Origin of the sequence: Paraburkholderia sp. JHI2823 (assembly GCF_038900695.1) — a bacterium.
GTDB classification, from domain to species: Bacteria; Pseudomonadota; Gammaproteobacteria; order Burkholderiales; family Burkholderiaceae; genus Paraburkholderia; species Paraburkholderia mimosarum.
On record NZ_JAYMRY010000034.1, the window covers coordinates 1 to 22,111 of the forward strand.

Genomic DNA, 22,111 nt, shown 5'->3' on the forward strand with positions numbered 1-22,111 from the left:
ACACGCATCACCGAAGGCTTCAGCCACTTCGTTGCCTCCATAGCTGCTCCGGTTGCTTCCGGCTGGAGCGGTTGCCGGGCGGGGCTTGCACCCGCTGGAAAGCGCCACCTTTTCACGGCGCACACCCTTCTCGGTCATCCCCTGGATTCGAGTTGAGAGAGCGAATTGGGTCTTTGAGCGGTCATCCGGCCTGATAACCACTCGCACGGCCTGTGCCAACAAACCATCCCGCTGCCGAAGACTAGTTCTTGCGGAAGCTCATCGCATCAGGAATCTCTGTTTCCAATGCAAACAGGACGCCGTTCAGCCCGTGCCGGTATCCAGTGGACGCCCAGAGGATTCCAGAAGCAAGGGCTGCAAGACTTGCTGCCCACATCGAGTGGGCAGCAATCGTTTGAGGGCGGACTAGGTGAGAAGGACAGCGAGACGACCAGGAACCCCCAAGCGGGGGGCGGGGTTGCTCCCTCATTGCGAGCTTCGGGAGGCCGTCGCAGAAGCTGTCTCACCTTTGCCTTTGCTTCCCCGAGCGCATCCAATCGAAGCGATACGATCAGCCTGGCTATTAGAGGCCGAGATCTGACAAGCCGGGATGATCATCCGGACGGCGGCCGAGCGGCCAATGGAACTTCCGCTCTTCTTCCTTGATTGGCAAATCGTTGATGCAAGCGTAGCGATTCACCATCAGACCGTCCTCGCGGAACTCCCAGTTCTCGTTGCCATAGGACCGGAACCAGTTACCAGAGTCGTCACGCCATTCGTAGGCGTAACGCACGGCGATCCTGTTACCAGTGAACGCCCACAGCTCCTTGATGAGACGATACTCGTGCTCCTTCGACCATTTGCGCTCAAGGAACCCTCGGGCTTCATTGCGGCCGTTTGCGAATTCAGCACGGTTGCGCCAGCGAGTATCCAGGCTATATGCGAGGGACACTTTGGCAGCGTCGCGGGTGTTCCAGCCATCCTCGGCCAGGCGAACTTTCTCGACGGCGGATTCGCGCGTGAAAGGAGGGAGCGGCGGACGGATTTCAGTATTAGTCGACATGGTATTACCTCAGTGGTTGGTGGATGAAGACCCGAGACCGGGCCGAAGGTTGGATAAGAGCAGTGCTGCGAGTCCTTGATCGCTCGGTCTGGCGATTAGCCCGTGTACATGGCGGACTTCGCTCGCTTACGCCGCAAAGGTGATGTAACCGCCAGAGTGCGTCATGATGTGCGCCCAACGCACGGCCGCGTACAGGCCCTCGGCGCACGCAAAGTCGCTGCCGTCAATCGCGACGACCCACTGGTCTTCTTTGAGGCGTAGCGCGAGTCGTTGGTGGTCGACCAGATCGCTGTACCAGCGCCATGTGGCTAAGTTTGACTCGTCCGACTGCAGAGCTTGATGAAGGACAGCGACTTCGTAATGTGAGTGGCTCATGACAGTCTCCGTGAAGTACCGACCTTCATACGATGTAGACCGGTCTGTATCCGATGGGCGACGCGATTGCCCGGGTTCGGTTCGTTCGCCAGGCAAACTAGCGAGCGAATCGTTACGACTGAATGTGGCGAGAATGAAGCACGCGGACGTGCCAGGACTTGCGCGATACTTCAGATCGCGTGGCGTCTAGTATCCGCGCTGCCGTTGGACGGCTATTGGCCGAAATAGATTGGCTGCATGCCGTCGTTGTCGACGTGACGAGCAGTCTTGGGAACACCCGCTGACGACGAGCCTGCCTCGGCGATACCGCCATAGCTCGCATCCCCGCGTTGCGCTGCCAGGCGTGCTTCGGCCGCCTGAATCTCGGCGGGGTAGTTGGGGTCTTCTCCACGAGACTGGTCGTAGCCCACAGCACGCAGTTGCGCGAGTTCCGCGTGAACCTGGGCGCGAGTCAATCCGGATGTGTCAGTGCCTGCGAAAACGGGGCTGGTGACAGATGCAGCGATAACGAGTACCGCAAGGAAGCGAGATTTCATGATTCTCTCCAAAGAAACAGTGACGACGGAGCAAGAATGCATCAATCCGGCTATAGGGTCTAAGACCGATATCCTATGTTCTCTATAGGCTAAGCTAATAGTTCTGGTGATGGGTTGAGAAGCCCGTTTTCTGACCAGACTGCAGTCTTCTCGAAATGCGCCGTTGCTAGCTTCCGTCCCGCGATTGCCGAATCCAGGCCCGGTGCTCGAGTTGCTTAGTGCCAACCCCGGCTGTCTTCAACGCCGCGTAAATCACAATCCAGTTCCTGGCCGAAGCCGAGCGCCCACTCCTCACCGTCTCACCGCACGGTGATGCTCTTCAGCTGAAGCTTTGCGATGCCGACACCACCGGCGCGGGTTGTGCGAAGCGGCGTAGGTGTCGGAGCTAACGGAGAGCGCGTTACGTGTCGATCTCTTCGCTTCGCGCGTCGCGCGCGCCGCGATCTCCATTAGCGTCGGAAGTTCGCCGTCAATTCCATCAACACCTGGACGAAGGCCTTGCTCGCTGCCGTCCGATACGCGTCCTTGCGTTGCAGCAGCACGGCCGTGCGCGTCGGCAGCGGCGGGTCGAGCAGCACGGGGTGCAGCTCGGTATGCTCGCGCGCGATGCCGTCGGGCAGTACGGTTGCGAGCTGCCCACGCCGCACAATCTCGACGATCGCACTGATCGAACTGACCTCGATGGCAACCTGCGGGAGAATCCGGTTCTGCGTGCAGTATTCGTCGATGTAACGCCGCGTCGCGAACGCCTTGTTAAGCAGCACCAGCCGTTCGGTGGCGAAGTCCTGCGCGGACAGCGGCTTGCGGCGCGTCGCGCGCGCATGGCCGCCGCCGACGACGAGGCTCAGCGTCTCGCGAAACAACGGCTCGCTTTCGATTTCCGCAGTGTGGACGGGCTCGAACGCGATGCCGGCGTCGAGCCTGTCATCGGCGAGCTGCGCTTCGATCTGATCCTGCGTGATTTCCTGAATGTCGATCGCGATGCCGGGATGCAGGCCATAAAAAAGATCGATCACGGGCCCCACGAGATACGCCGTGAAGGTCGGCGTCACGGCAAGGCGCAGATTGCCGCGGCTCAGTTCGCCGACGTCATGTATCGCCCGCACGCCCGCATCCAGATCCTGTAGCGCGAGCTTCGCATAGCGCATCCACGCCGCGCCCGCATCCGTAAGTTGCAGGTTCCGCCCCGAACGGTCTAGCAGCTGCGTGTGCAGCGTCTCTTCCAGTTGCCGTATCTGCTGCGACAGCGTGGGCTGCGAAACGTGCAGCGCCTCGGCGGCGCGCGTGAAATTGCGGTGTTCCGCGACAGCCAGGAAATAACGGATATGACGCAACAGCATGGCGAATTCCTCGTCCTCGAATAACTATTGGTGTTGCCTATGGTGAGCATCATAAACCCGTCTTGGACACTATGACGGAACAGGTTCATTCTCTGTTCAACGCATCGCACTGAGCGACACGGCAACGAACGCCATATTGAATGGAGCAGACCATGCAAGAGATCATCGACGGTTTTCTGAAGTTTCAGCGGGACATCATGCCCGCGCGCAGGGAGTTGTTCCGCAAGCTGGCCACCAGTCAGACGCCGCGCACACTGTTCATTTCCTGTTCCGATAGTCGCATGGTTCCCGAACTGGTCACGCAGCGCGAACCGGGCGATCTGTTCGTGATCCGCAATGCCGGCAACATCGTGCCTTCGTTCGGTCCTGAGCCCGGCGGTGTGTCGGCAACGGTCGAATATGCGGTGGCCGCGCTCGGCGTGACGGATGTGGTGATATGCGGCCACTCGGACTGCGGCGCGATGACGGCCGTCGCGACGTGCAAGTGCCTCGACCATATGCCCGCTGTCGCGAACTGGCTGCGCTACGCCGACTCGGCGAGGCTCGTCAACGAGGCGCGTGAACATGCGGGCGAGCGCGAGCGCGTCGACTCGATGGTGCGCGAGAACGTCATCGCCCAGCTCGACAACCTCAAGACCCACCCGTCAGTTGCACTGGGACTCGCGCAAGGCCGCCTGAATTTGCACGGATGGGTCTACGACATCGAATCCGGCTCGATCGACGCGCTCGACGCCGCGACCCGCCAGTTCGTGCCGCTCGCTGCGCATCCCGATGTCACCGCGACGCCCGCCGAGTGCGCGGCTGCGCTCTGATTCCCGGCTTGTCACACCGACTGTCGATCTCACCAGGTTAATTTTTACCCAAGGAGCAACATCATGACCCAATCGCAAGTCACACCGAACGCACGCGAAGCATTGACGGAAACGATCGTCGACGCGAAGGTGCGCAAGAACCTCACCTTCGAAGCCATCAACGAAGGCACGGGCTTGAGCCTCGCATACACGACAGCCGCGCTGCTCGGTCAGCATGCGCTGCCGGAGAATGCGGCGAAGCTCGTCGCCGAACGCCTCGGGCTCGACGACGACGCCGTTCGCCTGCTGCAAACCATTCCCGTGCGCGGCAGCATTCCGGGTGGCGTGCCGACCGATCCCACCGTCTACCGCTTCTACGAAATGGTGCAGGTGTACGGCTCGACGTTGAAGGCGCTGGTTCACGAGAAATTCGGCGACGGCATCATCAGCGCGATCAACTTCAAACTCGATATCCAGAAGGTGCCGGACCCGGAAGGCGGCGAGCGTGCCGTCATCACGCTCAACGGCAAGTATCTGCCGACCAGGCCGTTCTGAACCCAATGATGCAAAGACGAAAATTCTTACTGAGCACCGGTGCCGCGCTTGCTTCGGGCGGCCTTGCCTTCTCGGGTTGCACGATGACGAGGCCGCGCTCCACGTCGAGCACCAGCAACGCGCTGTACCCCACAAGGAGATCCGAAATGACTTCACCCGCAGCAATTCGCCCGCCGCTTCCCCCGTTCACGCTGGAGACGGCCATCGAGAAAGTCCGTCTCGCGGAAGACGGTTGGAATTCGCGCGACGCCGCCAAGGTCGCGCTCGCCTATTCGCTCGACACGAAATGGCGCAATCGCGCAGAGTTCGCGAACAATCGCGCGGAAGCGCAGGCGTTCCTCGAGCGCAAATGGAAGAAGGAACACGAGTATCGTCTGATCAAGGAACTGTGGGCGTTCGGCGGCAATCGCATTGCCGTGCGCTACGCCTACGAATGGCACGACGACTCGGGCAACTGGTTCCGCTCCTACGGCAACGAGAACTGGGAGTTCGGCGAGGATGGTCTCATGCAACGTCGCTATGCGTGCATCAACGACATGCCGATCAAGGAATCGGAGCGCAAGTATCACTGGCCCTTGGGCCGTCGGCCGGACGATCATCCGGGACTGAGCGAGTTGGGACTTTGAAGCCCGGATCGTTACAGCCGCGATGAGCCATTAGCGCCCAACAATCCAGTGGCGACGAATGACCGATTGTTGGGCGTGCGCCGGCGCGCCGTCGGGATGTAGCGACTTAAATGTCGTTGAATTATTCGCGACTTTTCGTTTGCTCCTCTTGGGTGAAAGTATGATCTGTGTCCGGTGTCAGGTCTGAGCTGCAAAGCAGTCTTTCAAATCGCCAGTCTGCGGAATCGACGATCGGCCGCAGATGGCCGCACTGAGACCGTCGACTGACACCATCTGTCAAATCAAGTGCAGACATCTACACTTGAAGCGTTTGGTCCCTGCGAAAGCGCTTCGCGTCATCGAGAGCAATCACGCGCCGGGCCGCTTGCCTGTGCCCGCGGGACTCACGCGGCAGCGGTCCACCAGGCATGCCGCGCCCCTTCGTTCAACGCTCGGTGGTGCTGCTGTGATCAACGTGGTCGTGCCGCCTCAGCGAACGTCGCCACGCCAGCTTGCGCTGTTCGAGGAGCCTCTTCCAGTCGAGTTTCATGAGTATGTACACGAGCCCGAGCAAGACCAGTTGGGTGACGACGAAATAGCCGCCGAGATAGCCGCCTTCCAGCTGCGTTTCCGGATCGACTTGTTCGGATACGAACCGGCCCAGATGCGCCCAGATTGCGTAGCTCACCGTACGGCCGACGAAGAAGGCCGCCCCGATGACCTTGAGCGGCAGCCCTGAAAGCCCGTACGCGATGAAAAGGTAGTTCGAAGGAAACGGGCTCAACGCATAAAGGAAGAACCCGCCGACGGTCATCTTCCTGTGCTTCTCCAGCCAGGCTCTCACGACGTCGATGTTCTGCCGGTCGGATTCGCGCATCAGCCGTCCGCGGACGAGCGACCGCGCAAACGTGGCCAGGATCAGCCGGCCCAGGGTTGCCGCGCCGGCTGCGACCACCGCGAAGGCCACCGGGTTGCCCTCGGGAACATTGAAGCCGACCCATGACATGGCCATCCAGGTTGGCGGCGCGAATGCCGGCATCAGATTGATCAGCAGCACCACGACGAACAGGATTGCCAGTGTCGCCACGACCGACCTCTCAGCGGATAGCCATGCAGCTTTTCATTTTGCTTATGGCTGCACCGTCGCGCTTGATGCATGTCAAGCCATCGAGGACGGCGCTGCCGTGCCAGCGGTCAACCGGCGGTCGACGGCCCATGTGAAGGATCAGGGCCGGCGTTTGGCTCGGCCGCTTGCGGGTTTGCCTGCGGGTTTGCCTGCGGGTTTGCCTGCGGCTTTGCTTGCGGGCGTGCCTACGGGTTTGCTTGCGGGTTTGCTTGCGGGTTTGCCAGTGGGCTTGCGCGAACCCGCAGCGGGCTTGCTGGCGGGCTTGCTGCGTGGCTTCTGCACGCTGAACGGGCTGCCGCTGGACAAGCTGGTGTCCTGACCCGTGGTCAAAGCGCGCTGCGCGACGGGTTGGTGTTTGTTTTCGTCACTTTGCGGGCGCCGTTTCTTGCCGGGCACTGGCATGGCGCCCGGCGACGCAGCTTGCGGCACTTTGGGCTTCTTGGGTTTTTTGGGTTTCTTGACGATCTGGCCCGTCGCGCTGGTTTGCGGCACGCGGTGTTCGGCTTCGAAACCGGGTTCTTCTTCACGGGGCAGCGTTTGCCGGATCAGCGCTTCGATCGCGGCCAGTTGCGGCGCTTCATCGGCACACACAAGGGACACCGCCACGCCGCTGGCGCCCGCGCGGCCGGTACGGCCAATACGGTGCACATAGTCTTGCGCCACGATCGGCAGGTCAACGTTGATCACCAGCGGCAGGTCGTCGATATCGAGCCCGCGCGCAGCCACATCGGTGGCGACGAGCATCTGCACTTCGCGCGTCTTGAAGCGCTCCAGCGCACGCAGGCGCGCGGGTTGCGGTTTGTCGCCGTGGATGGTGTCGACCGCATAGCCCGCATCGGCGAGCATGGCAGCGAGATACTCCACGCCACTGCGCGTTTTGACGAAAACCAGCGCGTGTTCCCAGTTGTTCTGGGCCACCAGATGCATGAAGAGTTCAGGCTTGTTTCTCTTGTCCACCGGCACGACCCACTGCCTGATTTTACTGGCCGTAGCATTGGGCGGGCTGACGCTGATATTGACGGGGGCGCGCAGAATGTTCGCCGCCATCGCGCGGATATCATCGCCAAACGTGGCGGAGAACAGCAGGGTCTGCCGCTGAGCAGGCAAGGCTGCAAAGACGGCGTCGAGTTCGCGCGCAAAGCCCAGATCCAGCATGCGGTCGGCTTCATCCAGCACCAGCGTCTGAACCTGATCGAACTGCACGGCGTTCTGGCGATTGAGATCCAGCAAACGGCCAGGCGTGGCGACGAGTACATCCACGCCTTTGCGCAGCTTCATCATCTGCGGGTTGATACTCACGCCGCCATAGGCGGCCAGCAATCGCAAGCCGAGACCTTTGCCGTATTCGACGAAGCTCTGCAGCACCTGTTCAGCCAGTTCACGCGTAGGCACCAGCACCAGAACACGCGCGCGGTTGCTGGACACTGCCGGTCCGTGTTGCACCAGCCGCTGCAACAACGGCAGCGCGAAACCGGCCGTTTTGCCCGTGCCGGTCTGTGCTGCGGCCATGACGTCCTTGCCGCTGAGCACAGCCGGAATCGCCTTGGCCTGCACCGGCGTAGGTGTCTGGTAGTCGAGTTCCTGCAGATTACGCAGCAACGGATCGATCAAACCAAGCGAGGCAAAAGACATGGGCGTATTCCGGGCTAAAGCCGCAATTCTAGCGGGTACCGCGCCTATTGCGCCCATGTATGCCGCGTTCAGTGCTGCGGTCGTGGGAAGCGGCGCCGCGTCCTGTCCGGGGGGACCATCGGGTAGCCGTGCTCAACGGGTTTTCTGAAGAGCCGGGTTTTGCCCGGCGGCGTCGCGCCGACCGCAGACCCGGTCGCAGCGGTTCAGCCGAGCATGGCTAAAGCCGTCGTCAGAACGGCGCGTTTGAATGCCTTGGGACGCCGCGGTAAGGAAGAGAACGGACTCAGTACATGGCTATAGGCGACAGTTTTGCTGATGCCATTGGCGAGCATCGTGAACATGATGTCGGGATCTTGCCGCGAAATCTCACCTGCGTCGATCGCATCGATGAGCAACGGCACGAACACGTCATGAAACGGCCGCACCACCCGTTCGATCAGCAGGTTAAGGCGCTCTCCAGTTTCGGTTGCGGCAGTCGAAAAAAACATGCCAACGTCTGGCGTCAGAAACACCTGGTCGATCAGGATCGACACGGCGCCCTCGACGCGCGCTCGCGGTCCTGGACCTGAAATCTCCCGCAAGGCGGCGGTCTTCGCGACCATGGGAGCCACTTCGTCGGCAATCTGGTCCACCACGGCAATCCACAGCGCTTCCTTCGAGCCGTAGTGATGCGCGACCAGCGCGGGGTCGACACCCGACGCCCTGGCGATTTCGCGCACGCTCGTCGCCTCATAGCCGCTCCTCGCGAACGCCCCTCGGGCAGTGCGAAGCAATGCGTCGGCGCCACCCGCGTCGCTGCACGCTGGGCGGCCGCGCGACCGACGGGGCGTGGGAGTCGTCGTGGCGCACTGGGTTTGATCGTGAGGGTGTTTCATCGGCGACGGTAGATCGTGTTCAAGGAAAACTAAGAATTTTAACGGGTGCCGCACCGCGAATAGCAGCGGCACCGATTTGACATGAACCCTTCGAAACCTTAGTATCGCATTAATTCATCACTCGTAGAATATTCACCCATGCGCCAGACCACCCGGATCGTCATCGTCGGCGGCGGTATCGCTGGACTTCTGCTCGCGACCAGACTGGGCAACACGCTTGGCCGCAACGGCCGCGCTCAGGTCACGTTGATCGACAAAAGCGCAACCCACATCTGGAAGCCCATGCTGCACACGATCGCGGCGGGCACGCGCGATGTCCAGCAACAGCAGGTCATCTATCTCGCCCACGCTCGCGACCACGGCTTCAACTATCAGCCAGGCGAGATGGAAGGCCTGGACCGCAATGCGCGCATCGTAAAGCTGGCTGCGCTGCGTTCGAAGTCGGGTGAAATTGTGATCGGCCCGCGCACCGTCGAATACGATGTACTGATTCTTGCGTTAGGCAGTCGCGCCAACGACTTCGGCACCCCAGGCATCCTCGATCATTGCCATTTCATTGACAGCCAGGCACAGGCTGAGGTCTTCAACGAAGCATTGCGAATCCGCATATTCCAGAGTGTTGTGACGAATAGCGCGTTGCGCGTGTCGATCGTCGGCGCCGGAGCGACTGGCGTCGAACTGGCAGCGGAATTGAGCCGTTTGCTCGAAGTGGCGTCGAGTTACGGCGACCCCGGCATCCGCTCACGTCTGAACCTCACCCTTTATGAAAGCGCACCGCGCGTACTGGCCGCGTTTCCGCCGGCGGTGTCGGAGTCCAGTGAGGCACAGTTACGGCATATTGGTTTCACGGTGCGAACCGGCACGCGAGTGACCGCCGCCGAACCCGATGGACTCCGGTTGGGCGATGGCAGCCACCGACCGGCGGATTTGATGGTGTGGGCGGCGGGCGTCAAGGCCCCTGATTTTCTAAGCAAACTGGATGGGATCGAGATCAATCGTTCCAATCAGATCGCCGTCAGGCCAACCCTGCAGGCGCAGGACGACGACACACTGTTCGCGATCGGCGATTGCGCGACGTTGACGCTCGCCGGCAATGAACGTCCTCTCGCACCCACGGCGCAAGTCGCCACGCAGCAGGCACAACATCTCGCCAGGCACTTGCCGGGCTGGCTAGGCGGCGGCTCATTGCCCGACTTTGCATTTCACGACTTCGGCGCGCTGGTATCGCTGAGCGACTACAACGCCTTTGGGACGCTCGGGCAGTTCGGGTTCTTCCGTGGCGGATTCATCAAGGGCCGATTCGCGCAGTTCAGTCACGCCATGCTCTACCGGCAACATCAGCAGGCTTTGCACGGTTTTGGCAAGGCCATGATGCTGTGGACCGCCGAGCAGATCAACGGCCTCGTGCAGCCGAAGATACGGCTGAGCTGAACGCCACCTGTCGCTTGACAGGTGTGCAAGGGACGTGTGCAAATCTTGTGCGAACGACTCAAGCTGGCCGCACTCGGACCGACGATGCGGGTGGGTGAATTTGCTCAGGCGCCGACCCGATGCATGGAAGTGCGTACATCGACCATCGTCTGACGCTTCCGGTTCGACTGGCATACCGGCCCCACGGCAATCGCCGGGGCGAGCATTCGTAAGAGCGTAGGGCACTCGCGCCAACTCTGACGATCAGTCGCAAACTGTGGCGCCAGTCGCACTTGCTCTGACGCTCTACGCCTGTCTTGCCCGTTGCGCTAACTAGTATCGAGTTAGCTGAAAAGCGGATCTCGTCATTGCTGCTAGCGTAGTGAAAGGAACAACGGCCATGCGCCGCGAAAACGAACAGGCTGAACCCTGTTTGGAGGGGCGGTCACGCCAAAGCGCTTCACGGACCGCCCTGAGCGTGATCGAAAAACCCGGGACTCGCTGCTCGGGTGCACCGTTCGCATGTGTGGCAAAACACATCCCCCTTCAATTTTCCCTCCGCGTTGAACGCGAAAATATCCTATGCTGCCTGCACCGGTTGAGATCTTCCCTCCGTTCGACTTGACGACGACGCTGATAAAAAATGATCCTCGGTCCAGGAACGCCCGTCATTGCGTTATTTGTCGCCGCTGGCCTCATCGCGACGCCGGCCCTCGCGCAAAGCGAGGATGGCGCGCGCATCGCCATGCAGATTTGTTCCGGCTGCCACGGTGTAGGCGGGCGCAGCGAATCGCCGATGTTTCCTAAGCTCAATGCGCAGACACCCGAATACATTGAAGCCCAATTGAAGGGATTCCGCGAGCACGCGCGTGGCGAAAACACAGCCCGCGATTACATGTGGGGCATGGCTGCACTGCTGGATGAAGCCGCGGTCAAATCGCTGGCCGCCTATTTCTCGCGCCAGCCGGCAACGCGAGGCGCGAGCGGCGACGCCGCCCTGACGGCCAAGGGGCAGGAAATCTTCGAGCACGGCGTGCCGGATAAGGGCGTGCCGGCTTGCGCGACATGCCATGGCGCACAGGGCCAGGGGGCTGGCACATTCCCGCGGCTGGCCGGGCAGCACAAGGAATATCTGTTTCATCAGATCGAAGTTTTCAAAAATGGCACGCGTGGGAATGCGCCCGTGATGAGCGCAGTGGCGCACACCTTGAACGACGAACAGGCAAAGGCCGTGGCCGTCTATCTGCAATCCAGATGAGATTTCCTCCGCTTTGCGGGCCGGGGGACTGCGGAAAGGCCTTTCCGTCCGTCAACTGATCAGCTGATCTCCGTCAATGCTTCACCGGCAGGGCGCAGCAAGATTCACGTTGGCTGATGATTCACCTTCGTTTCCTGCAGTCTTAAGGTTTCCTTAAGGAATGGTGCGATGCGGTGCGACACCGCAGAGGGAGAAACGATCATGAATTCGGCGCTTGCGCGCGACCGAGCATGCTGGGGCCTGTTTCGTCGCGCCTCTACCGCTGTACTGGCGGCGCTTTGCCTGTTCCAGGCCTCTGCGGTCCACGCGTTGCCCATATTCGCGCGGCAGACGGGGCAAAGTTGCGTGGCATGTCACGCGGGCGGGCAATTTCCTGAACTGACACCCTATGGTCGCTGGTTCAAGTTGAACGGCTATACCCTTGGAAAGCGCACGATTCCGCTAGCGGCAATGGCGACGGTCGATATGAGTAACACAAGGAACAACGTTGACTCCAACGGGGCGCCCATCAATCCAAAAAACGGCCTTCCGATCTTCGATGCGGCCAGTATTTTCCTCGCAGGGAAAATTACCGATCATATCGGCGGATTCGCCCAGTTCACGTACTCGAATTACGATCACCAGAACGGCGACGGCAAGTGGCAGGGGCGCTGGGGATCGGACAACACCGATTTCCGTTTTGTCGACAGCATCATAGGCGACACCAGCGACCTGGTACTCGGCCTGACCCTGCACAACAATCCGACCGTGCAGGACGTCTGGAATAGCGCGCCTGCATGGAGCTATCCCTACGTTTCTTCGACGATCAGTCCGGTCGCCCGCATTCAGAACCTGCCGATCATCGATGGCGCATTGGCCCAACAGGTCGTTGGCCTGGGCGGCTACCTGTATTGGAACAAGACGATCTACGCCGAATTGACGGCGTACAAAACGGCCGATGGCATCTGGTCCTTCCTGAGCCATGGCAACAGTGCGGGCGATCCGGCTCACCCGCAGATCTATCTGCGCGGGTACAACCCTTACGCGAGAATCGCCTTAACCCACGAATGGGGCCCGCATAGCGTCATGCTAGGCGCGTTCGGGTTAAGCGTGGAGGTCTATCCCAACGATGCAAACTCATTCCCGATATTCGTGCAGGGCGTAACCCGCTATCGGGATATTGGCGCGGACGCCCAGTATGAGTACATTCTCGACCCGCATACGATTACCGCGCAGGCGCTCTATGTCAAAGAGAACATTCACGATCCGAACAATTTCGTTCTCGGCGACAGCACGTCGGGGAATTTGAACAGCCTGCGGCTCAAGGCGTCGTACATCTACCAGAACAAATACGGCGTAAGCCTTTCCTTCTTCAATACGACGGGCAGTTCCGATAGTGTCGCTTACGCCGGCAGCGCGAATTTTTCACCGAATACGCAAGGCTGGACACCCGAGATTTTCTGGATCCCGGTGCAATACGTGCGCATTGGCTTGCAGTACACACATTTCACCAAATACCTTGGCGCGACCACCAACTACGATGGTAACGGACGCAACGCAAGGTCCAACGACACACTGTTTCTCTATGTGTGGGCTGCGTCGTGGTGAAACGGGTTGCGCGTCGGCACGCCGCGAGGCCCGCAAAAACATGGCTTTGATGGCCGCGTGGCGGGAGTCAGTCGGGAGTCAGCGTTATCCGGCGCTTGCGTGAGGTGGACCTGAATCCAGGTCCGCTATCCACGCCCTTAAGCGCCGTTCAGGCCTTCTTGACGTACGCACTGCACCAACCCTTGGCGCTGACCAGTTTGCCGGCAAACAGCGGGCAAGGTCCGGACGTATCGCCGGGCTTTCCCTGATAGAGCTGACAATTGGCGCAGGCTTGCCCTGCCTGATACTTCGGGTACCTGGTGGTGTCGACGGTCGCGGCGTCGGCTTTGTAGCCGAGGGTTTGGGCCGTGGGGTCGTTCTCGGAGACTTCCGCGGAAGCCGCGCGCGACTCGGTTTGGAGCACCGACGCAGACGCCAGAGAGGCGGCGACAATAATGAAGTGACGGCGTGAGACTTGCATCATGCACTCCTTTTTACCAGGGGAAATACTGATGCGAGGTAACGGCTCGCGCGAGGCATTGGCGACGCGGACCGCGGCAGTTTCACCATTATTGGGACGGCAACCCGGGCGCGATTGATTTGCGTCAATGATCCTGCGGCGAGCCCGGCCGCCATCGGCATACGACGGCATGCCGACCGTGTATGCGACCGTTTCGCCGATGGCAGGCACAGGACACGAGACGCAGAAGGCTGGCCGTCTCTCGATCTCCCTTGTCTCGTGTAAAAGTCCATTGCCTGGCGGCTCGTCAATTACCCGTGCGCAACGTCCAGACCGTCGCCGAATTGGTGCTGTCGTCCACGGCGGCAAATTGCAGGTGATGCTGGCTGTCCATGCCGAATGCGAGTCCGAACGCGGAACCCGGCGCGGGGTCGACCGACAGCTGCGCGACGAATTGCCCATCCACGGTGAATTCGACGATTTCGCTGGGCTGCTGCGGGTCGGCGTTCACGGCGTCCCCGTTGGCGGTGACGAGATGCCCGTTGGGCGCAAGCGCAAGCGCGAGTGGCCCATGCAGGTGGGTGTTGTCCTGATAGATCATCCGCCCTACGCCGGCGCTATGACTCGCACCCGCCGCACCGTAAATCGCGAACACCGCGTTGTCGCCCGTCGAGGCGACGTAGAGCACATCGTGGAGCGCGTCGTACGCAAGCCCCGTCGGGCCGACGACGAGCGCAGCCGGGTCGGTGCGATGCTGGTAGCCCGAAGCGATGATCGTCGAGGTCGGCAGTTCCGTCACGCCGTTCTCGCCGATCGCCAGATCGATTCGTGCCACCTTGCCATTCAGCACGTCCGACACGAAGACCTTCACGACCTGGCCGCCGTCGATCACGGCGAGATCCCACGGTCCGTCCAGCAGATGCGAGTCCTTCAGCTCCCTGACGAGGTGCCCTTGCGGATTGATGACGAGAAGCGAGCCCGGCGCGACGACGTTCTTGCCATCGGTGGTCGGCACGTTGCCCACCAGCACGAAGCCGTTGCCCAGCACGGCGAGTGCCGTGGTGAGACCGAGGTTGTGCCCCGCAAAAAAGGTCAACGGACTGCTGTTGGGGACGATCTTCACGATCGTCGTACCGGTGCCTTGCAGATTCGATTGCGCATTGAAGTTGGACACCACGACATCGCCGGGCTTGAGCGTGCTCCATGAGGGCACGCCAGCCGGTACGAACGCGATGCCATAGGGATTGACATCGCCGTTGGCCGGCACGGTCGATGAAGTCGCGAACTGCGGCGGCAGGATCGATTCGGGACCGCTGGCCCAGGCGCTTCCCAGCGTTGCGGCGAGGAGCCCCGCACCCAACGCCAGCTCGCGCAGGCAACGGGACACGCGCGGCGCGAGGACCGCGGCATCCAGGCAGACGGATGAACGACATGCAGACAACGAAGGCGAAGCTTTCATCTGACACCTCCTTCTAGCGGGGACGGTCCAGCGAGCCTGGACCCGTCGCGCGGCCAGTGGAGCCACCATGCTTCGCGCGCCCCGCGTCCTGCATAAACGAACCACGAAGGCGGCTATTCCCTCCTTGGCGCGCCATCAGCGCGCACGCTTGCGCGGCGCGGGCGCCGCCGCCAACTGCCCCACCAGAAAATCGACGAAAGCGCGCACGCGCGACGTCAGATAACGCGCGTGCGGATACAGCAGAATGAACGGCCGCGTGCGCCCGCCCACGTCGCGCAGCACCTCCACGAGGCGACCCTCGCGCAGATCGTCCTCGACCACGAAGCGATACGTCTGAAAAAGCCCCGCACCGGCGCGCGCGAGTGTCACGCCGGCGAGCGCGTCGCCCGAGGTTCCGTAACCTCCTCTAGTGAGCACATCGCCGTCTTCGTTCGACCCTTCGAAGATCCACGCGAGGTGGCGGCCACTGCTCGGCATTTCGAACTGTATGCAGTCGTGCGACTGGAGATCCGCCACGGTCTTCGGCACGCCCGCGCGTTTCAGATATCCCGGCGTTGCCACCACCACCATTTCCGCGTCTTCCAGCTTGCGCGCCACGAGGTTGGAATCTGCGGGCGCGCGACCGCGTATCGCAAGGTCGAAACCTTCATCGGCGAAGTCGATGTTGCGGTTGCTCAGGTGCGTCTCGACCTGCACCTGCGGATAGCGCTCACGAAACGCGGGCAGCAGCGGCAGCACGCGGTAGTGTCCATAAGGCGTGGGCATGCTGATGCGCAGCACGCCGGCCGGCGTGGTTTGCTCGCCGGTGACTTCGCGCTCGGCGTCCACGAGCTGCGACAGGGCCTGGCGGCATTGCTCGAAATAGCGCCGCCCCGCGTCGGTCAGGCGTATCTGGCGCGTGGTGCGCACGAAGAGGCGCACGCCGAGCCGCTCTTCGAGCCGCGCTACGGAACGGCTCACCGCGGCGGGCGTGACGCTCGCCGCATTCGCCGCCAGCGTGAAGCTGCCCAGTTCCGCCGCGAGGCAAAAGAGTTCGATGCTGCCGAGCAGCAGGTCGTCGAATTTTCGTTGCATGGCTGATCGCTCTCGCGCCTTTCGTGACACGCAACTGCCGTGCTCGATTCATTACACCGCGTTGCCAATGAATTGTGCCGCTGATATTTACCGCCTTCGCGCGTCTGCCTAGAGTGTGCATCAGGCATGAGGCGCATGGCGCGCCACGCCATCACCGCTCAAGGAGAACATCGTGTCCGTCGAACAAAAACTTGCCGATCTCGGCCTCACCCTGCCCGCCGCGCCGCAACCGCTCGGCAACTACACGGCCGTTTCCGAGGCGGGCGATTTGCTCTTCATTTCGGGCCAGGTGCCGATTGTGGACGGCAAGCCGCGCTGGACCGGGCGCGTGGGCGAACAGCTGACGCTCGAAGAAGGCCAGCAGGCCGCGCAGCTCGCCGCGCTCAACGTGCTCGCGCAGATCAAGCGCCACCTGGGCGGCTTCGAGCGCCTGCACCACATCGTGCGCGTGGAGGGCCATGTGAGCAGCGCCGAGGGCTTCCACAACCAGGCCGGCGTGCTGGACGGCGCATCGGATCTCTTCGCGGCCGTGCTCGGCGAAAAGGCGGGACACGCACGCTCCGCGTTCTCGCATTCGCAACTGCCCGTGAATCTGGCCGTCGAACTCGTCGTGATCGCCCAGATCCTGCCCGTGTGACCCAGCCTTTCCCGCGGCTCAACGCAACATCGGCACGCATGGCCAGTGCGTGCCGATGTGCTCATTCGCGCTTGCCGTCGTTAAGTACCGTTCAACCCCACACGGACTGCAAGCGCGCGATGCTCTCACGCGTTTCGCGCTCCAGTTGCGCCACCAGCTCGGCGGCGGGCAGCGCTCGCGCAAGCGGTGCCGCCTGCCCCGCCCATTGCGCGCCGTAGCCGAATTCGCCTTTGGCCTTCGCGGCCGCATTGAGCGACTTGCCCGCATCGTAGGTGATCGGATACGACGGAATGCGCGGGGCGTTCGGATCCTCGCCTAGCGCGGTGAAACGGTTGACGAGGCTGCGCGCCACGCGGCCCGAGATAGCCGCGGTGAAGGTGGTGTGGCGCGCCGCGTCGCCGAGCAGGGCGGCGCGGTAGCCTTCGTCGGCGGCGGACTCCGGGCACGCCACGAACGCCGTGCCCAGTTGCGCCGCCTGCGCGCCCAGCGCGAGCGCGGCGGCGATGCCCGCGCCGTCCATGATGCCGCCCGCCGCGATCACGGGCACATCGAATTCGCTCACGAGGAGGCGCGTGAGCGCGAAGGTGCCGAGGCCATCGTCGCGCGCCTGCTGATCGAACACACCGCGATGGCCGCCCGCCTCGACGCCCTGCGCGACGATCGCATCCACACCCGCCTCGACCGCCGCGGCCGCTTCGTCGAGATTCGTTGCGCTCGCAAGCAAACGGATGCCCGCGTGTTTGAGTTCGGCGATCACCGCATCGGGCGGCAGGCCGAAATGAAAGCTCACGATCGCCGGCTTTTCTTGCAGCAGCATGCTTTGCATGGCCTTGTCCGCGACGAAGCTCGTGTAGATCTCGGTAAGCGACTGTGGCGGCGTCGCGCCGTATTGCCGGAACACCGGCTCGAGCCAGTCGAGCCACGCACGCTCCACGGCCGCGTCGGGCGTGGCCGGGCGATGGCAGAACACGTTGACGTTGAACGGTTTCGCCGTCAGCTCGCGCGTCTGATGAATGGCCTTGCGCGCGTTCTCCGCGCTCATCGCGGCCACGCCCAGCGAGCCGAGCGCACCGGCGTTCGACACGGCGGCGGCCAGCGCCGGCGTGGTGGTGCCCGCCATGGGCGCCTGAATAATCGGCTTCTGAATGCCGAGCGAGCGCAGCAATGCCCGGTCGTCCGCTTGAGTGCTCATGTTGCTTTCCCTCCGGATGCGTTCGAGTGAGAACGTGCCCGCCTGCCTGGCAGGCTCCAATCAATGATTCAATCAATGCTTCAATCAAGGCTCGAGCGGGACTCGGGCGCGACGCTGCGCCCAGCGCGCGAGTCCGCCGCAAGCGATCAGCAGCGCGCCGGTGGCGAAAAACACGGCGTGCAGGCCGAAGTGAACGCCGATCACGCCGCCGATCACCGGGCCCACCACCTGCCCGCTGAATTGCGCCGATTGCAGATAGCCGAGCATGCGGCCCGTGCTGCTTTCGTCCACCGATTGCCGCGCGAGCTTGCCGATGGAAGGCAAGAGGCCCGCGAGCGTCATGCCCATCACCACGCGCAGGACCGCGAGCTGCCACCACTGCGTAACGAAGGCTTGCGGCACCATCGCAAGCCCCGTGAGCACGAGGCAGGCGACGATCACGCGCCAGCTCCCGAAGCGGTCGGCCAGTGCGCCCAGGCGCGCCGCCGTGAGCATGCTGCCAAGCGCCGAGCATGCCATGACCACGCCCGCCAGGCGCGCGAGCTGTCCGGCACCCACGCCCAGGTTGCCGATATAAACCGTGATGACGGGTTCGATCGACATGTTGGCGAGCAGCACCATCATCGCGGTCACGAGCAGCGCGGCCACCACAGCATAGTCGGGCCGGCGCGCGCCACTGCCCGAACCGGCCGCGGCGTTGCGTGCGTGCGGTTTCGCGTCGCTTTCCGGATGAAACTCTTCCTTCACCACGAAGATGGTCAGCAGCGCCGCCACGGCGATCATCGCGCCGCCCGCGAAAAAAGTGCCGCGGATGCCGATCCAGCCGGGCAGCACGCCGCCCACCAGCGGGCCGATGAGATTGCCCGCGAGCGCGCCGGTCGAAAGTATGCCGAGCGCCCAGCCCGCACGCTCGCGCGGCGCCTGGGTGCCGACCATCACGGTGGAGGCCGACGCGTAGCCACCCACGAGGCCGGCGATCAGACGCAGCGCGATGAGCTCATACACATTGTGCGCCACGCCGATCAGGGACATCACCACGGCCATGCCGATGGCCGCGCGCACGAGCATGGGCTTGCGCCCATAACGGTCCGCAAGCCGCCCCCATAGCGGCGCGGTGAGCGCCGTGCCGAGAAAGGTCGCGCCAAACGCGATGCCCGACCACTGAATGACGGCCGATTGCGAGCCCACGCCGAGCTCGCGCACGTAGAGCGGCAGAAACGGCAGCAGCATGCTGAGGCTCACGAGCGTCGTGAACGAACCGAACACGCAGACGACGAGATTGCGCCGCCAGTACTGGACATTGCGCTCGGCGTAGCCGCGCGCCTGCGGCGCTGCCCGCCCCAGCGCAGCCGTCGAGGAAGAGGCGGCGGGGTTCACCTGGCCCTCAGCGCGGAGAAGAGATCGACAAAGAGCGCAAGCACGAGCGCCGCCGCACCGATCGCGAACAGCACGAGGTAGTTGCCGCCGCTCGACGAGAACACGAACGACAAGCCATAGGCCGCGGCCGCCTGCATCACGGCGAAGCTCGTCGTGGCTCGGCTCCACGCGTCCTTCACCGCGGACGGATGATGCGCGAGCAGTTCGTTCACGCGGCCGAGCGCCAGCGGCACGATGCCGGGCGTGAACGCGCCCACCAGCACCGCCGAGACCATCAGGCCCGGCGTGCCGAAGAACCCGACGGCGGGAATGGCGACCGCCGCCGCTTGCACCAGATACGCCACGCGCAACGCCGGACCGAAGCCCGCGCGATCAGCGAGGTGCCCCGCTACGAGCGGGCCGACGATCGCGCCGATGCCGTACAGCACCCAGAATTCAGCGCCCGCAACGACGCCGCGGCCCTGACCGCGCGCCACGAAATCGACGAGGAAGATCATGTGTGGCACCAGCCCGACGGCATTCAGCCCGTACTGGGCATAGAGCGCGCGCAGCTTCGCGCGGGGATACACCGGCGCGTTTTCGAAGCGCGACGGCGCATGGGCGTGCGCCGGGGCGCCGTGTTCGGGCCAGCCGTTCCACGCGACGAAGGTGAGCAGGAGCGCAACGGCGGCGAGCCCGAGCCACGTGGCCGTGAGCCCCTGGCGCAACAGGATCGGCACGATCGTGCCCGAGGCCGCGATGCCGAGGCCGATGCCGGTGAAAATGCCGCCGCTCGCGAAGCCCCGGCGCGCCGCGGGAACGTGCGCGAGGATCGTGGGCGCGGCGAGCACCATCAGCGCCCCGCCGGAGAGGCCCGAGGCGAACCGCCAGACGAAGAACCACAGAAACGAAACCGGCACCGCGCAGGCGACGAATGCGAGGGTCGCGAGCAGCATCATCGCGCGCAGCACGGTCGCGGGTCTTATGGCGCGAACCATCGCGCCCGCGAGCAGCGCGCCGGCCAGATAGCCGCCGAGATTCGCCGCGCCGAGGTAGGCGGCAGTCGAGGCAGGAAACCAGTGCGCGCCGATGATGGCAGGCAGGAGCGGCGTATAGGCGAACCGCGCGAGGCCGATGCCGATGAGGCTCGCGCTGGCCCCGGCGAGCGTGCCCCGCCAGACGTTGTAGGCCGCCGGCGCGGCTGGATGCGAGACGGCTTGATGCATGACGACTCCCCTGAACCGAGGCAATGAAGCACCTGCTGAAGATGAGAGTCAGTCTAGTTCAGGCCGCGTGGCGAGAGAATCGACGGCATGCGGAAGTCATTCTTCCGCTATTCGATCGAGTGGGGCATGAACAACATTCAATCGGCATCCGTAATGCGCCGGGCCTGCTCGAAATACTCGCGCAGCCGTGGCGCGACGAAGTCGACGAAACTGCGCACCTTGGGGACCGAAAGGCGCCCATGCGGCGTGACGAGATTCACGGGCAGCGGCGCATGCTCGTTGTCGCGCAGGACGATCCGGAGCGCGCCGGCCTCGACCTGCTCCGCCACGTGATAGGAAAAGAGCCGCGTGACGCCGTGGCCCGCCACGGCCGAAGCCAGCGCGGCGCGAATCGTGTTGACGATGAAGCGCGGCGCGAACTGCACCACTTGCGGCAGCGCCGTTTGCCGCGCCGCCGGGAAGCTCCACGAGTCGAGCCCGAAATGCGTCATCGAGATGATGGCGTGGCTGGCGAGATCGGCGGGCGCCTCGATGGCCCCATGCGTGGCCAGATATCCCGGCGAGGCGACCACCACACGCCTCACTTCGCCCACGGGAATGGCGACGAGCGTCGAGTCGGGCAAATGCGCGATACGCAGCGCCACGTCGATACCCTCGTCGACGAGGCTCACCGGCCGGTCGAGCAGGTGCAGGCGGATCGACACGTCGGGATGGCGATCGATGAACGCTTCGATCAGCGGGCGCAGCACGTCCTCGCCCACGGCCACCGCCGCCGTCACGCCGAGCAGCCCGCGCGGCGCGGAGCGCTCGTCGGCGGCGAGCAGGTCGGCTTCCTCGAGATCGGCAAGAATGCGCCGGCACGCCAGCGCATAGCGCTCGCCCGCCTCGCTCAACCGGAGCGTGCGCGTGGTGCGGTACAAGAGCGGCGTGCCCGTGTGCGCTTCCAGAAACGCGATGGCCCGGCTCACCGCCGCGGGCGAGCGGCCCAGCCGGCGGCCCGCGCCCGCTAGACTCCCCTCGTCCAGCGTGGCGACGAATACCTTCATGGCGTCTATACGGTCCATTTCACTTTTGGCGCGGGTTGGCTAGAGGCTGCTTCAGTCGGTGAATCGGGCGTCGATCATAGCGGAATACGCGGACGCGCTAGAATTGATGGTTCTACTTTTGCGGCAAAAGAACATTCATGAAGCGTGTCATCCTCTCGTCCGTCTTCGCTTTCACTGCTTTGTCGGCGGTACCCGCGACCGCCCAACCGTCATCGGGCGATTCAAACGCGAAGCGCGATTGCGCGATCGGTTATGTGACGGGCGTGGCAGGCTCGGCGCAAAGCGTGCGCGACTACCTCGCCACGCCGGACCGCGACAAAATCCGCTATCTCAAGGAAAACGACATTCAATGCAAGGTCGCCGACGACGACAGCCACGCTTCGGGCTGCACCGGCGTCACGCTATTGAAGAACGAGAAGGTGAGCGTGTACGACGACAGCGACCCCGCTACCACCGCTATCGTCGTGCGCGTCGAACTCGATCGGGGCACCTACCCGGTGATCATCGTCGCGCCCAAAAACGAGGTGAAGTGCGACGAGTGACGCCGGCG

22 protein-coding genes and 1 pseudogene are annotated in these 22,111 nt (G+C 63.1%); 8 read left to right on the forward strand and 15 right to left on the reverse strand.

What is annotated here, in order from left to right; all coding sequences use genetic code 11:
• Positions 1–197: 197 nt before the first annotated feature.
• The 5 genes and pseudogenes from VSR34_RS28245 to cynR form a co-directional block, all read right to left on the reverse strand.
• Positions 198–390: pseudogene (locus tag VSR34_RS28245) on the reverse strand (hypothetical protein); the annotation flags it as partial.
• A 172-nt stretch (positions 391–562) separates the two neighbouring features.
• Positions 563–1,042: a DUF1348 family protein gene (locus VSR34_RS28250; protein WP_018437280.1), complete on the reverse strand. Its 480-nt coding sequence runs from the start codon at positions 1,040–1,042 to the stop codon at positions 563–565.
• A 126-nt stretch (positions 1,043–1,168) separates the two neighbouring features.
• On the reverse strand, positions 1,169–1,417 hold the full coding sequence (locus VSR34_RS28255) for a hypothetical protein (RefSeq protein ID WP_342964143.1): 249 nt from the start codon (positions 1,415–1,417) through the stop codon (positions 1,169–1,171).
• Positions 1,418–1,629: 212 nt separating this feature from the next.
• The gene (locus VSR34_RS28260; protein WP_342964144.1) at positions 1,630–1,953 is read right to left on the reverse strand and encodes a DUF4148 domain-containing protein; all 324 of its coding nucleotides are present in this window, start codon (positions 1,951–1,953) and stop codon (positions 1,630–1,632) included.
• Between the two features lie 449 nt (positions 1,954–2,402).
• Complete coding sequence (gene cynR / locus VSR34_RS28265; RefSeq protein WP_342964145.1) at positions 2,403–3,293, reverse strand: transcriptional regulator CynR; 891 nt, start codon at positions 3,291–3,293, stop codon at positions 2,403–2,405.
• Positions 3,294–3,445: 152 nt separating this feature from the next.
• Here cynR and VSR34_RS28270 point away from each other — a divergent pair, with 152 nt between their 5' ends.
• The 3 genes from VSR34_RS28270 (at position 3,446) to VSR34_RS28280 (ending at position 5,265) form a co-directional block, all read left to right on the forward strand.
• The gene (locus tag VSR34_RS28270; protein ID WP_342964146.1) at positions 3,446–4,105 is read left to right on the forward strand and encodes a carbonic anhydrase; all 660 of its coding nucleotides are present in this window, start codon (positions 3,446–3,448) and stop codon (positions 4,103–4,105) included.
• Positions 4,106–4,168: 63 nt separating this feature from the next.
• Positions 4,169–4,639, forward strand: a complete 471-nt coding sequence (gene cynS / locus VSR34_RS28275; protein WP_129957516.1) for a cyanase — start codon at positions 4,169–4,171, stop codon at positions 4,637–4,639.
• 146 nt (positions 4,640–4,785) lie between these two features.
• Positions 4,786–5,265 (forward strand): DUF1348 family protein, encoded by a 480-nt coding sequence (locus VSR34_RS28280; protein ID WP_010808884.1) that lies wholly within the window; start codon positions 4,786–4,788, stop codon positions 5,263–5,265.
• 424 nt (positions 5,266–5,689) lie between these two features.
• Here the strand turns inward: VSR34_RS28280 and VSR34_RS28285 are convergent, their stop codons facing one another.
• The 3 genes from VSR34_RS28285 to VSR34_RS28295 all read right to left on the reverse strand — a co-directional run bounded on the left by VSR34_RS28285 (position 5,690) and on the right by VSR34_RS28295 (position 8,877).
• On the reverse strand, positions 5,690–6,331 hold the full coding sequence (locus VSR34_RS28285; RefSeq protein WP_028214932.1) for a membrane protein: 642 nt from the start codon (positions 6,329–6,331) through the stop codon (positions 5,690–5,692).
• A 138-nt stretch (positions 6,332–6,469) separates the two neighbouring features.
• Positions 6,470–8,002 (reverse strand): DEAD/DEAH box helicase, encoded by a 1,533-nt coding sequence (locus VSR34_RS28290; protein WP_342964147.1) that lies wholly within the window; start codon positions 8,000–8,002, stop codon positions 6,470–6,472.
• A 203-nt stretch (positions 8,003–8,205) separates the two neighbouring features.
• Positions 8,206–8,877, reverse strand: coding sequence for a TetR/AcrR family transcriptional regulator (locus VSR34_RS28295; RefSeq protein ID WP_028214934.1), 672 nt, complete (start codon positions 8,875–8,877; stop codon positions 8,206–8,208).
• 138 nt (positions 8,878–9,015) lie between these two features.
• Between VSR34_RS28295 and VSR34_RS28300 the strand changes: the two genes are divergently transcribed.
• The 3 genes from VSR34_RS28300 to VSR34_RS28310 all read left to right on the forward strand — a co-directional run bounded on the left by VSR34_RS28300 (position 9,016) and on the right by VSR34_RS28310 (position 13,132).
• Positions 9,016–10,308, forward strand: a complete 1,293-nt coding sequence (locus VSR34_RS28300) for an NAD(P)/FAD-dependent oxidoreductase (RefSeq protein WP_342964148.1) — start codon at positions 9,016–9,018, stop codon at positions 10,306–10,308.
• A 622-nt stretch (positions 10,309–10,930) separates the two neighbouring features.
• The gene (locus VSR34_RS28305) at positions 10,931–11,545 is read left to right on the forward strand and encodes a c-type cytochrome (protein ID WP_036021263.1); all 615 of its coding nucleotides are present in this window, start codon (positions 10,931–10,933) and stop codon (positions 11,543–11,545) included.
• A 201-nt stretch (positions 11,546–11,746) separates the two neighbouring features.
• Positions 11,747–13,132 carry a hypothetical protein gene (locus VSR34_RS28310; protein WP_028214937.1) on the forward strand — a complete coding sequence of 462 codons (1,386 nt, stop codon included), beginning with the start codon at positions 11,747–11,749 and terminating at the stop codon, positions 13,130–13,132.
• A 148-nt stretch (positions 13,133–13,280) separates the two neighbouring features.
• Here the strand turns inward: VSR34_RS28310 and VSR34_RS28315 are convergent, their stop codons facing one another.
• From VSR34_RS28315 to VSR34_RS28325, 3 genes are all read right to left on the reverse strand, one after another.
• Complete coding sequence (locus VSR34_RS28315; RefSeq protein WP_028214938.1) at positions 13,281–13,592, reverse strand: high-potential iron-sulfur protein; 312 nt, start codon at positions 13,590–13,592, stop codon at positions 13,281–13,283.
• 286 nt (positions 13,593–13,878) lie between these two features.
• Positions 13,879–15,030 (reverse strand): hypothetical protein, encoded by a 1,152-nt coding sequence (locus tag VSR34_RS28320; RefSeq protein ID WP_342964149.1) that lies wholly within the window; start codon positions 15,028–15,030, stop codon positions 13,879–13,881.
• 135 nt (positions 15,031–15,165) lie between these two features.
• Positions 15,166–16,104, reverse strand: coding sequence for a LysR family transcriptional regulator (locus tag VSR34_RS28325; protein WP_028214940.1), 939 nt, complete (start codon positions 16,102–16,104; stop codon positions 15,166–15,168).
• A 172-nt stretch (positions 16,105–16,276) separates the two neighbouring features.
• Here VSR34_RS28325 and VSR34_RS28330 point away from each other — a divergent pair, with 172 nt between their 5' ends.
• The gene (locus VSR34_RS28330) at positions 16,277–16,741 is read left to right on the forward strand and encodes a RidA family protein (protein ID WP_028214941.1); all 465 of its coding nucleotides are present in this window, start codon (positions 16,277–16,279) and stop codon (positions 16,739–16,741) included.
• A gap of 91 nt (positions 16,742–16,832) precedes the next feature.
• On the opposite strand, the gene VSR34_RS28335 is transcribed toward VSR34_RS28330, so the two are convergent.
• The 4 genes from VSR34_RS28335 to VSR34_RS28350 form a co-directional block, all read right to left on the reverse strand.
• Positions 16,833–17,933, reverse strand: coding sequence for a nitronate monooxygenase (locus tag VSR34_RS28335; protein ID WP_028231115.1), 1,101 nt, complete (start codon positions 17,931–17,933; stop codon positions 16,833–16,835).
• 84 nt (positions 17,934–18,017) lie between these two features.
• Positions 18,018–19,277, reverse strand: a complete 1,260-nt coding sequence (locus VSR34_RS28340) for an MFS transporter (protein WP_342964173.1) — start codon at positions 19,275–19,277, stop codon at positions 18,018–18,020.
• 29 nt (positions 19,278–19,306) lie between these two features.
• Complete coding sequence (locus VSR34_RS28345; protein WP_342964150.1) at positions 19,307–20,515, reverse strand: YbfB/YjiJ family MFS transporter; 1,209 nt, start codon at positions 20,513–20,515, stop codon at positions 19,307–19,309.
• 137 nt (positions 20,516–20,652) lie between these two features.
• Positions 20,653–21,579, reverse strand: a complete 927-nt coding sequence (locus VSR34_RS28350) for a LysR family transcriptional regulator (protein WP_342964151.1) — start codon at positions 21,577–21,579, stop codon at positions 20,653–20,655.
• A gap of 119 nt (positions 21,580–21,698) precedes the next feature.
• Here VSR34_RS28350 and VSR34_RS28355 point away from each other — a divergent pair, with 119 nt between their 5' ends.
• Positions 21,699–22,103, forward strand: a complete 405-nt coding sequence (locus VSR34_RS28355; protein ID WP_342964152.1) for a hypothetical protein — start codon at positions 21,699–21,701, stop codon at positions 22,101–22,103.
• The last annotated feature ends 8 nt before the right edge of the window (positions 22,104–22,111 follow it).

Coding starts and splice junctions, on each gene's coding strand:
- VSR34_RS28300 (WP_342964148.1), top strand. CDS start 9,016: ATGCGCCAGACCACCCGGATCGTCATCGTCGGCGGCGGTATCGCTGGA.
- VSR34_RS28320 (WP_342964149.1), bottom strand. CDS start 15,030: ATGAAAGCTTCGCCTTCGTTGTCTGCATGTCGTTCATCCGTCTGCCTG.
- VSR34_RS28345 (WP_342964150.1), bottom strand. CDS start 20,515: ATGCATCAAGCCGTCTCGCATCCAGCCGCGCCGGCGGCCTACAACGTC.
- cynS (WP_129957516.1), top strand. CDS start 4,169: ATGACCCAATCGCAAGTCACACCGAACGCACGCGAAGCATTGACGGAA.
- cynR (WP_342964145.1), bottom strand. CDS start 3,293: ATGCTGTTGCGTCATATCCGTTATTTCCTGGCTGTCGCGGAACACCGC.
- VSR34_RS28355 (WP_342964152.1), top strand. CDS start 21,699: ATGAAGCGTGTCATCCTCTCGTCCGTCTTCGCTTTCACTGCTTTGTCG.
- VSR34_RS28315 (WP_028214938.1), bottom strand. CDS start 13,592: ATGCAAGTCTCACGCCGTCACTTCATTATTGTCGCCGCCTCTCTGGCG.
- VSR34_RS28270 (WP_342964146.1), top strand. CDS start 3,446: ATGCAAGAGATCATCGACGGTTTTCTGAAGTTTCAGCGGGACATCATG.
- VSR34_RS28290 (WP_342964147.1), bottom strand. CDS start 8,002: ATGTCTTTTGCCTCGCTTGGTTTGATCGATCCGTTGCTGCGTAATCTG.
- VSR34_RS28325 (WP_028214940.1), bottom strand. CDS start 16,104: ATGCAACGAAAATTCGACGACCTGCTGCTCGGCAGCATCGAACTCTTT.
- VSR34_RS28250 (WP_018437280.1), bottom strand. CDS start 1,042: ATGTCGACTAATACTGAAATCCGTCCGCCGCTCCCTCCTTTCACGCGC.
- VSR34_RS28260 (WP_342964144.1), bottom strand. CDS start 1,953: ATGAAATCTCGCTTCCTTGCGGTACTCGTTATCGCTGCATCTGTCACC.
- VSR34_RS28255 (WP_342964143.1), bottom strand. CDS start 1,417: ATGAGCCACTCACATTACGAAGTCGCTGTCCTTCATCAAGCTCTGCAG.
- VSR34_RS28280 (WP_010808884.1), top strand. CDS start 4,786: ATGACTTCACCCGCAGCAATTCGCCCGCCGCTTCCCCCGTTCACGCTG.
- VSR34_RS28350 (WP_342964151.1), bottom strand. CDS start 21,579: ATGGACCGTATAGACGCCATGAAGGTATTCGTCGCCACGCTGGACGAG.
- VSR34_RS28295 (WP_028214934.1), bottom strand. CDS start 8,877: ATGAAACACCCTCACGATCAAACCCAGTGCGCCACGACGACTCCCACG.
- VSR34_RS28310 (WP_028214937.1), top strand. CDS start 11,747: ATGAATTCGGCGCTTGCGCGCGACCGAGCATGCTGGGGCCTGTTTCGT.
- VSR34_RS28335 (WP_028231115.1), bottom strand. CDS start 17,933: ATGAGCACTCAAGCGGACGACCGGGCATTGCTGCGCTCGCTCGGCATT.
- VSR34_RS28305 (WP_036021263.1), top strand. CDS start 10,931: ATGATCCTCGGTCCAGGAACGCCCGTCATTGCGTTATTTGTCGCCGCT.